This is a genomic window from Blastocatellia bacterium (genome assembly GCA_035275065.1).
Lineage (GTDB): Bacteria > Acidobacteriota > Blastocatellia > UBA7656 > UBA7656 > DATENM01.
Window position 1 is genome coordinate 1 of sequence record DATENM010000125.1, and the last position, 9,788, is coordinate 9,788.

Consider the following 9,788-nt stretch of genomic DNA (forward strand, 5'->3'; position numbering starts at 1 on the left):
GCGTTGGGCGCCTTTCCCGCCGCCGCTGACAAGCGTGATGGTGCTGGCCACACGATGAGCTCGCTACGCTTTCGTTTCTTATTCAACCGCGCCCGATCCTGGCGGCCATCGCCAGGCGAAGCGCCGATGAGTGCCGGCCAAACTCGCCCACGAGGCGCGGCATCATCGCGCCGGCGCTCGGCGCCGCCACGAGCCAGTGTCCTGTTGCATGGGGTGTGAGGCGAGGGTTGCGAGTGTCGCGCCGCAAGCGAGTGTGGTGAGCCGGGACGGGTGGCGAAGGCGGCGGGAGGGCAGGTCATCAGTGGTGCGGGAGGCGAGCCTGGGGCAGGGGGCGCTGGGGTTGCTTGGCGGCGAGTGACGTGACCGCTTGGTAATAGACGAGGGCAGCGAGCGTCGCCCAACAAGGCGTTGCAGCGGAGGCCGTGAATGCGGTAGTCATCGGTAGCGGAATGCCGCTCACGGCCCCGCTGAACGCGAGCGTTGGGCGCCTTTCCCGCAATCGCTGATAAGCGAAACAGATCGCCCCAGGGACTTGGTTCGGTGCGCAATTCATCCCCGCAACTATCGCCAAAGGCAACGGCAAGCGCCGCAGCGATAGCCCCGAGGCAAACGCTAGGGCGCGGCGCAGCAAGGTCATCAGGCCACTGCCGGCCACCGCGCGCTAGCTTATTGAGCCCAGGGCGGGTTGGCTAACGATGCCCTGCGGACTCAGCAAATGAGCGAGGCGGAGGCGAAGCGGTTGTGTAAAGACAGCAGCAGGCTGGTGGCCGCAGCGGGGCGGGATGGAGCGGCCAGAGGGTGCGGGTGGCAGATGCTGGCGGCCGGGAGAAGTGGTCGCCGTGGAGGGGAGCAAGGGTGGATGGGGTAAGAGGCAGGCAAGGCTAAAGGTTAGGGGCGGTGCCCAACAAGGCGTTGCAGCGGAGGCCGTGAGTGCGGTAGTCATCGGTAGCGGAATGCCGCTCACGGCCCCGCTGAACGCGGGCGTTATGTGGCTATCGATGGATAAGCTAATATGGATTTGAATCAGTTGGCGCAGATTAGTCTCAAAGAATTCCTCGGTCTTACGGTCGTTGGTGCATTGGTCACAACTACAGGGACTTTAATTGCCTTGTTCCTAAAGGAGTGGTTTTTCGCGCGCTCATTTGAGGATTGGAAATCTAAACGTTCTCTTGAGACTTTTTACCGCAAATACAAAGACCCCATTCTGCTGGCAGCTATGGAACTCTCCAATAGACTGGAAGAAATATGTAAAGACTACCCTACAAATTTCCTTAAATCTGAACTACTCAAGGACAAGCCCCAGCTGCCGGCCCGAAGTTCAGCAGTTGACCCGTACTACAACAGATATAAATTTCAAAGTTCCGCTTACCGTCTGTGCGCTTTCCTAGGCTGGATAGAACTTTTCCGTCAAGATGTGGTCTTTCTTTACGATGGCCGTAATACCATTAATCAGCGCGTCGAAGATGCGATTCGGGGTATAAGAGGCGATTTGGCAGATGGCCATCTAAATAATGCGCCTGATTGGGACAAGTGGTGTGATGCGTTGATATTTCGAGAGGAACAACGCGCCATCGGAGAACCTATGATCAGTACGGGGACAAATGGAAGAGTCGTTCTTGGATATGGGGAATTCTCACAATTTTTTGCGGCGAGTCCTTCTGTAGGCAAATCGCAGTGGATTCAAATCGCAACGCGGTTCCTTGCAGACCTACAGCTTGGTAAGGATTTCAGGCTGATTCGTATGAAGAGGCTAATCGTGCACCTAGTAGACCTGATTGACCCTCTAGATCACTCTCGACTTTCCGAGCGCCATAAGAAAGTGCGCCTAAAATATAAAAACGTACTATCCGACAACGCCACATAACAAGGCGTTGCAGCGGAGGCCGCGCGCGCAATTCTCATGGGTGCTTGTGAGGTTCGCGGCCCCGCTGAACACGGGCGTTATGTGTCGCAAAGGCGTCCCCTATAGCGGCTGATCTTAAGCCAGGATATAACCAATCAACCTGAATCGAGATTCGGAGGCACTAATGGAAGAAATTACATCCGCAACTTCAGACTTGCTTTTGGCTGACTGGTTCCGAAGAGTTCGTGAGAGCCAACATATGCACTATGACGCCTCCCATTATTTTAGCCGCCTACATTACTATCTCGGAATACCGACGATGATATTGACCAGCTTGGTTGGGACAGCAGTGTTTGCTTCCCTTGATAAACAAAGCGTAGGCGACATCAAAATCCTGGTGGGCCTTGTGAGTATACTTGCGTCTGTCTTGGCAACCCTACAGACCTTTTTGGGGTTATCCGAACGAGCAGAAAGACATCGAGTGACCGCCGCCAGTTATTCGGCTATCAGGAGGCAATTAGAAATGATTAAGACGTTTCAGCCAGAGGAAAAGGAGAAGTTAATACAAACGTTAACAGACATAAGAGATCAAATGGATTCTTTGGCAAAATCCTCGCCCGAGGTCCCGCAGAAAATTCGCGACAGGACTTACATAGAACTCAAGCGGAATGAACATAAACGGGTATTCCATATACTGGAAGCAGGACAGGGTAGCAAGAAGCAATAATCCGACAGCGCCACATAACAACGACATGCACCGGAGCCGCCGGGCGCAGTTCCCATGAATACCCGCAATGCCGTTCGGCGGCCCGGTAATGTCCGGCGTTAGGTTTTCGTGATTACAACAAGAGGTTGCGGTAGATGAAGCTGAGAAAGAAAGACAAAAGGCAGAGAGATAAAAGAACAAAGACAACCCCCCCCAAATGCATGCAAGTCCAACTAGAAGATTGGTCGCACAACGCGTGCAGCATCGTTGCTGTTGTGCTGCTCGCGCTATTTTTTACCGCCAATGCGTTGGCTCAAGAAGCGACACAAACCGCACCCTGGGCCTACAAACTTCAATTTGAAAATGAATGGGTGCGCGTGATTCGCGTGCATTACGAGCCGCACGAAAAACTGCCGCCGCACGCGCATACGAAATGGCCTTGCGTCTATGTCTATCTGAATGACAGCGGCCCAGTCATCTTCCGGCACAAAGACTGGGAACACCCAGAATTGACGCGCCCGGCGACGAAAGCCGGGAGCTTCCGCATCTCGCCCACGGCCGCCGTCAACGAAGTTCACGAAGTGAACAATCCCAACGATACGCCGAGCGATTTTTTGCGGGTCGAATTCAAGACCGAACCAATCGGCAGAACAGCATTGCAGGGTCGTTATTATCGGGAGCCGTCTCCTGCAGGTGAGAATTACTGCAAGGTGCAATTCGAGAATGAACAACTGCGCGTCACGCGCCTGATCTGTGCGCCGCACAAGCGTCTTGAAGTCGCTACCAGCGCGTCTGCACCAGCGTTACTGGTGAGCTTGTCTGTGGCGCGTCTGCGAACCAAAAGCGGCGCTAACCAAACAACGCTGGGGCAAAACATGTGGCTTGCAGGCGGACAGCGGGAGAGGTTTGAAAACCTAGGTGATGCGCCAATGGAATGGCTGCGATTTGATTTGAAAACCACCCCCGTGACAGCGTTGGAAACAAACGCGGAAAGACAACGAACCAAAGGCAGAAAGACAAAGACAGAAGGACGAAAGAAAACCTAACAAGGCGTTGCAACGGAGGCCACGAAGCGCCGTTCGAGTGGTTCCTTTTATTGCCGTTCGTGGCCCCGGTAAACGCGGGCGGTTAGACCTCTGGCGTAATAATCGGCGTTTGGAGTAACCAGAGGAATGAGTAAGTATCAAGCGAAAGGAATTATTATCTCGCTCCTATTCATCATTGTCGGAGCCTTGCTTGGCCTTGATCTGGGCCGTATCTTTTGGATTGGAATTGTACTCTTCGGCATCTTGGTTGCAGTTTATTACACGATTTGGACAACCATCAGAATGATTCGAGGCAAACGAAATTGAAGGCCAATACCAACTCTAAATCAAGTGAACTGAAGGCATTGCAAGAACCATTCGATGAAAACGGCGGCCAGGATGAGGATACGAGATGCCCATTGTGTCAGACGGGAGTAGGGTTTACCCTTGTAAGGGAAGATCGAGGCTCATCTTTCGCGTCGAGGATAGAGATTTAACTGTAGGACGTTTGCTTGCGCCGCAAGATTGGTATATCGACCTGTTTAAGAGTGACTTCTTTCGAGAGGTGGCTGCTTACCTGCGGAGGAATACGAAAGTTAAGGTGGTCGAGGCGTAAAGCGGGATGTCGGGCGGAATATATGAACATGATGTTGGTGCGTAACCGCAAGTCGGTCTAACAAGGCGTTGCAGCGAAGGCCGCGCCGCGCGGTTCTCATGCATCCTTTCAATGCCGCTCACGGCCCCGCTGAACGCAGGCGTTAGACCGCCTCACGAATAACTTACTTGGTCAAAAGGGATTCGCTAGAATGGTCTCTTGGTCGCAATTCCTCACCGATGCCCCAGACTTGGCGGCTTTCGGCCAACGGCGGCTAGAAGGCCGCATTGCCTATCTGGCCACGATACGCCTTGCAGGCTGTTCGTCTACATGGAGCCGACTTCTCCTAAAGGACATGACCTGCGCCGGGATGCGCGCTACGCCATGCATTGCGGGGTGGAGGACAACGGCGGGGGGCAAGGAGAGTTCCTCCTCTTGGGGAGTGCGCTTGAGGTCAGTGGTAGGCAGGCGAGGCAGGAAGCATTTGAGCAGGCAAGGCGGATCGGATACGCACCACAGGAGAGATACACCGTGTTTGAACTGAAGGTGGCAGAGGCTAGGGGGACCGTGTACGAGGGTGGCGAGGCAAAGCGGGAAAGCTGGCGGGCAGCCTAGAGGCTAGCCAAGGCGGTCTAACAACGACATGCACCGGAGCCGCCGCAGCGCGGTACACGTCGTTTCCGCAATGCCGTTCGGCGGCCCGGTGATGCGTGTTCGTTAGACGCCTGAACGTGATTGCAATGGGCCTGTGGCCTCTTTGAGGATCGATATATGAGCCTTTTAACACAAGCCATTCTATTAACTGCCCTCTCTCTGTCATTCGTCTCAGATATCTCTGCGGCTCGCCGTGTGAAGGCCCACCGCCTCGCCATTCTCATTGCCGCGCCCTGGCCAGGTGAAACGGCTATGCATAACGACCTCCTGGCAGTTAGTGACGCATTAAGCCAGCGAGGATACTCCGCAAAGGAGAGCATCGTACTTGAGGGACAACTCAACCGTCAGTCTCTTTTAGCACTTTTTGAAGAGGTCCATAGGCGAATCGCCCAATGGAAAGATGGAGAAGTTTTCTTATACTTTGGGGGGCACGGCTATTATTCGGGGGCCACAGCCTCTGATGCTCGCCCAGGATTGTTATTGGCCAGTGACCCTGAATACTCCAGCAATATCGCGGTCTTCTGGGATGAAGTTTTTAAGGCTCTTAATGTACCGTCAAAGGTGAGTTTCATCATTTTGCCAGATAACTGACATACTAACCTTCTTGCCGGCCGTGTGCCTGCTAATGCCGTTGCCGTAATAATGAAAGCGCCCGAAGGTGCCGAACTAATGTGCAGAGCAAATAATTATCGTTTCACTGAAAATAGCCATTTAGTTGATCGGGGTGTCATTAGCTACTATGCAGCCAAGGCTCTGCCCCAATCAATTACCGTAAAGGAGTGGTTGAGATCGATTGACAGCCTCTCAACCTCAGATATTCAAGAGGGCCGTTTAAAGCAGATCTATCAACCAGCGTTGAGGATTATAGGCAATGATGCGACGAAGCTTCCCGGCATTCGCATAATTGATAAGCGTAAGATTCATATAATAAGATCACGAGCTAAGCCACAATTGTAGTAACCTGCGGGAAAGTGGCTCTGCCGCACAAAGGCGTCTAACAAGGCGTTGCAGCGAAGGCCGTGGAGCGCAGTTCTTATGGTTTCTTTGAGTGCCGTTCGCGACCCCGCTGAACGCTGTCGTTAGATGCTTGCAAACTCCTCAGCGGGCGCGGACAATGGATTGAAAGGAGGTAATCAGAGTTCGTCATGAGGCAAACTATAGATGCGGTTTTCGAAAACGGAAGCTTCAAACCAGTAAATAACCCGGCCCTACCCTTTGTACAGGGCCAGCGCGTCAAATTGATTGTAGAAGCTCCTGCCGAAGCACAAGAGGACTTGATTGACTTAGCGACACAGGTATTCGATGGCCTCTCGGATAAAGAGATCGATGAGATTGAGCGTATCGCATTAGACCGAAGAGACTTCTTCCCCGATAGACATGCTCTATGAGCTTATCCCAAGTCATTCTCGATACGGATATTCTCTCTACATTGATGCGGAGGAACCCTGATGTCATTGCAAAGTCCAGGGCATACTTGGTTCAGTATGGCCAGCTCACTATCTCAATTATAACGCGCTACGAGATACTCCGCGGCCTGAGGGCAAAAGGAGCATCTCAACAGGAAGCGAGGTTTGAGCAATTCTGCGAGAAGAACGAGATTCTATCAATAACCGATGAGGTGATAGTGCAGGCAGCAGCAATCTATGCGGATTTATACAAGCGAGGCGAGCTAATCGGAGATGCGGACATTCTGATTGCAGCGACAGCGTTAGTGAATGGCTTTGGCGTCGTAACCAATAACGAAGATCATTTTAGGCGAATCACTGGGTTACACGTAGAGAATTGGCATAAATAAGTCTCCGCATTTCAAGCCGCATCTAACAAGGCGTTGCAGCGGAGGCCGCGCAGCGAATTTCTCATGGATATTTTCTATGTCGTTCGCGGCCCCGCTGAACGCGAGCGTTAGACGCGGAACTCTCATATCCGTTGCGTGGATTAAGGTCAGCAGATACCAACTTTTATAAGCTATTGATTATGGATATGCCTTTGCGCCCCATTTACCTTTTTGCTGATAGCCAACTTCTATTTTGGTCCCACAAGGGGACGCCCTTTCTTAACACGGTGAGAGAGCGGATCGTGCCTGTGGCGCCAAGGGCTGCATATATCGGAGCTTCCAACGGGGATGAACCTCAATTCTATTCAATTTTTGAGGCCGCTATGGATAGCATCGGGATCCGCGACCGTCGAATGATCCCTTCATCTTTTACACCCGTTGATGAATCATTCATGAACGAGGCCGATGTCATTGTCTTAGCCGGAGGCGATGTTGGCAGGGGCTGGAGGGTATTTAGTGAGACTGGATTAGCCGCATTAATCGTCAAAAGGTACTATGAGGGAGCAATCTTGATAGGCATCTCCGCTGGCGCTGTACAACTTGGCTCATTCGGATTGGTGCAAACAGACTCACGGAATCAACTGATCGAAACGTTCAAGTTAGTTCCTTTTATGATCGGCGCGCATGAAGAGGGGCAGGCATGGGAAAGTCTTCGAGAAGCGATAGAATTGCTGAATGGTTCTGCGGCGGGCATAGGCCTACCAACAGGAGGGGGCCTAATCTATTTCCCAGACGGAAGCATCGAGGCCATTCGATACCCTTTGAGCGAATTCTCAATAAGAGAAGGACTGATCAGCAGTAGTTTACGACTTCCGATGCAATGGGGAGAGGGGAAATACCTTGAATGACGTGCGACCGCGTCTAACAAGGACATGCACCGGAGCCGCCGCCGCGCCGTTCCCGTGGATCAGCCCTTGCCACTCGGCGGCCCGGTAATGTCGAGCGTTAGACGCACAGGCGTTCTGTTCCACTTGCATTCTGATAGGCCCATAATAGAATTCCTCTATGAGCAGCAAAACGGTAGATATACATGATGAGAAGGCGACTCTTTCAGAACTTGTGTCTTTGGCTCTCGAAGGTAATGAAATAATCCTTACTGAAGACGACAGGCCTTTAGCCCGTCTAATCCCTATTTCAGAGTCGAAGCAATTTCGCACGCCTGGACTAAATCGGGGCGAAATCTGGACCAGCGAAGACTTCGACGATCCCCTACCTGAAGCATTCTGGACAGGAGCAGTATGAAGCTGCTTCTTGATACCCATACCTTCATCTGGTGGGCGAATGAGCCGGAAAAACTCTCCGAAAAGGTGGCCGCCGCGTGCCAGGATAGTAGCAATATGCTGATCCTGAGTGTAGTCAGCGTGTGGGAGATGCAGATTAAGATGCAATTGGGGAAGCTAAAGATTAACCGTCCGATAGAAGAGTTGATTAAAACACAGCAACAGGCAAACAGCATGCAGGTTTTACCGGTAAAACTGGCTCACGTCCTCAGCTTGAACAATCTACCCGCACATCATAAAGATCCGTTTGATCGATTGTTGATAGCTCAAGCAAACATAGAGGGGGCGACACTGGTGAGTGTAGACCCTGCATTCTCAAGCTACAATGTGCAGCTCTTGTGGTAATTGAAAGTGCGTCTAACAAGGCGTTGCAGCGGAGGCCGTGCAGCATAGTTCTTAAACATACTTTCAATGCCGTTCACGGCCCCGCTGAACGCGAGCGTTAGGTGCTACTAAAATTAAGGAGAGTGAAATGGCTACCATCTACGTTTCCTATAAGAGTGAAGACAAACATATCGTAAATGATCTGGTTCCTCTGCTAGAGGAAAAAGGACACAAAGTTAGATTCGATCAAGAACTCCCTATCGGAGCAGCATGGCGAGATCAACTCATGGGAGCCCTCTTGTCCTCGGACGTCGTTCTGGTGCTTTGGACGGAAAACACGCACAAGTCCCAATTCGTTCCCGCTGAGGTAGGGGTTGTCCGAGCCACGCCTAAGCTCAGCCTGCTCCCTGTTGTAATTGGTAATGTAGAGACACCGCCATTCATTCAAGATTTGAGAATCGAGTATATACCTAATACAGACCCAATGACTCTCAGGACCCTCTCTGAGAAACTCGATAGCTCCATCAAGAAACACCTTGAGTATCGTAATCTTCGGAAGCAGGGGAGGCCGAAGATATTTATCAGTCATCGACATAAGGATGAAGAGATAGTCAGAGCCTTGATCGAATGTATTAAGACCTATTTTAATATTGACAGGCATGACATCCGCTGTACCTCAGTGCGACCATACCGGCTCCCAGTTGGCGAGAACACGTCAAATCGTCTTCGAGATGAGATAACCGATGCTGAAGTGGTATTCGGAATTTTGACCACCGATACGCTTGCATCAAGTTACGTGGCTTTTGAGCTGGGCTCTGCCTGGGGGCAACAGGTCTGGACTTGTCCTCTTTTGGCTAGGGGGGCCGATCAAAGTCATATTCCAGATCCGATCCGAGACCTTTCACCCTTATTCTTGTCTAAAGAGGGTGACTGTTTTCAATTGTTGAATGACATGGAAGGTTTTACAATGCTCACCCGGCGAAAAGAAATAGATGACGGGGAACTATCCGACAAGATACATAAACTCGTGGAAGCTTCGAAAGCAAACCAGACCTGAGCAAAAACAAAGGAAGCCGAATGACAAAAAAAGTTAAGCAGTGGGCGTAAGAGGTAAGCGGCAGTAGGGGCAGAAGATTAAAAGGTGCAGGCAGTAAGAAAGAGAAGCTCTCCTCTGCTTAAAACGCAGGCTTTGTTGAATAAATCAGAAGCGTAAGCAGGCTAGCGCCTCAATGCTGGCTTTGCTTCAGATTCGATAGCTGTCTGGCATGCCCAGGCTGGTCATCCGATTCAAAGCCACACACCTGATCATCGCTTCTGTCGTCTGATTGTCATCCCGGCGCGAGCGTAGCCTATCTGAGAAGATCGTCTTGAGGCGGAAGAAGGCGATCTCGACTAGCGAGCGAGTGTGATAACCACTGCCCCGCTTCCAGCCGGCAAGACCTTGCCGGCGGACACCGCGCAAGTTGCGGTTGCGGTCTTTGAGGTAGTCGTCTTGCCAGAGTTGAGCGCCTTTGCGGGGTGGAATGA

At 51.9% G+C, this 9,788-nt stretch carries 12 protein-coding genes; 11 read left to right on the forward strand and 1 reads right to left on the reverse strand.

Translation table 11 applies throughout. The features are described from left to right. Positions 1-1,012 precede the first annotated feature (1,012 nt). The 11 genes from VJ464_24075 (at position 1,013) to VJ464_24125 (ending at position 9,318) form a co-directional block, all read left to right on the forward strand. On the forward strand, positions 1,013-1,864 hold the full coding sequence (locus VJ464_24075; protein HKQ08225.1) for a hypothetical protein: 852 nt from the start codon (positions 1,013-1,015) through the stop codon (positions 1,862-1,864). 163 nt (positions 1,865-2,027) lie between these two features. Continuing rightward, positions 2,028-2,570 carry an SLATT domain-containing protein gene (locus VJ464_24080; protein HKQ08226.1) on the forward strand — a complete coding sequence of 181 codons (543 nt, stop codon included), beginning with the start codon at positions 2,028-2,030 and terminating at the stop codon, positions 2,568-2,570. A 134-nt stretch (positions 2,571-2,704) separates the two neighbouring features. Continuing rightward, positions 2,705-3,595, forward strand: a complete 891-nt coding sequence (locus VJ464_24085) for a cupin domain-containing protein (GenBank protein HKQ08227.1) — start codon at positions 2,705-2,707, stop codon at positions 3,593-3,595. Between the two features lie 126 nt (positions 3,596-3,721). Beyond that, positions 3,722-3,901 (forward strand): hypothetical protein, encoded by a 180-nt coding sequence (locus VJ464_24090; GenBank protein ID HKQ08228.1) that lies wholly within the window; start codon positions 3,722-3,724, stop codon positions 3,899-3,901. 1,039 nt (positions 3,902-4,940) lie between these two features. Further along, on the forward strand, positions 4,941-5,414 hold the full coding sequence (locus VJ464_24095) for a hypothetical protein (protein HKQ08229.1): 474 nt from the start codon (positions 4,941-4,943) through the stop codon (positions 5,412-5,414). A gap of 554 nt (positions 5,415-5,968) precedes the next feature. Continuing rightward, the gene (locus tag VJ464_24100; protein ID HKQ08230.1) at positions 5,969-6,211 is read left to right on the forward strand and encodes an antitoxin family protein; all 243 of its coding nucleotides are present in this window, start codon (positions 5,969-5,971) and stop codon (positions 6,209-6,211) included. Continuing rightward, positions 6,208-6,618 (forward strand): type II toxin-antitoxin system VapC family toxin, encoded by a 411-nt coding sequence (locus VJ464_24105; protein HKQ08231.1) that lies wholly within the window; start codon positions 6,208-6,210, stop codon positions 6,616-6,618. Before VJ464_24100 ends, VJ464_24105 begins: the two co-directional genes overlap by 4 nt. A 185-nt stretch (positions 6,619-6,803) precedes the next feature. Continuing rightward, on the forward strand, positions 6,804-7,505 hold the full coding sequence (locus tag VJ464_24110) for a Type 1 glutamine amidotransferase-like domain-containing protein (GenBank protein HKQ08232.1): 702 nt from the start codon (positions 6,804-6,806) through the stop codon (positions 7,503-7,505). A gap of 157 nt (positions 7,506-7,662) precedes the next feature. Beyond that, entirely contained in the window at positions 7,663-7,899 is a 237-nt protein-coding gene (locus VJ464_24115; protein ID HKQ08233.1) for a toxin-antitoxin (TA) system antitoxin, read from the forward strand. Next, positions 7,896-8,282, forward strand: a complete 387-nt coding sequence (locus VJ464_24120) for a type II toxin-antitoxin system VapC family toxin (GenBank protein ID HKQ08234.1) — start codon at positions 7,896-7,898, stop codon at positions 8,280-8,282. The genes VJ464_24115 and VJ464_24120 overlap by 4 nt, the downstream gene beginning before the upstream one ends. A 127-nt stretch (positions 8,283-8,409) precedes the next feature. After that, a complete protein-coding gene (locus VJ464_24125; protein ID HKQ08235.1) occupies positions 8,410-9,318 on the forward strand; it encodes a toll/interleukin-1 receptor domain-containing protein in 909 nt (302 codons plus the stop codon). A gap of 186 nt (positions 9,319-9,504) precedes the next feature. Here the strand turns inward: VJ464_24125 and VJ464_24130 are convergent. Then, on the reverse strand, positions 9,505-9,788 hold a 284-nt coding region (locus VJ464_24130; GenBank protein HKQ08236.1), incomplete at its 5' end, for a transposase.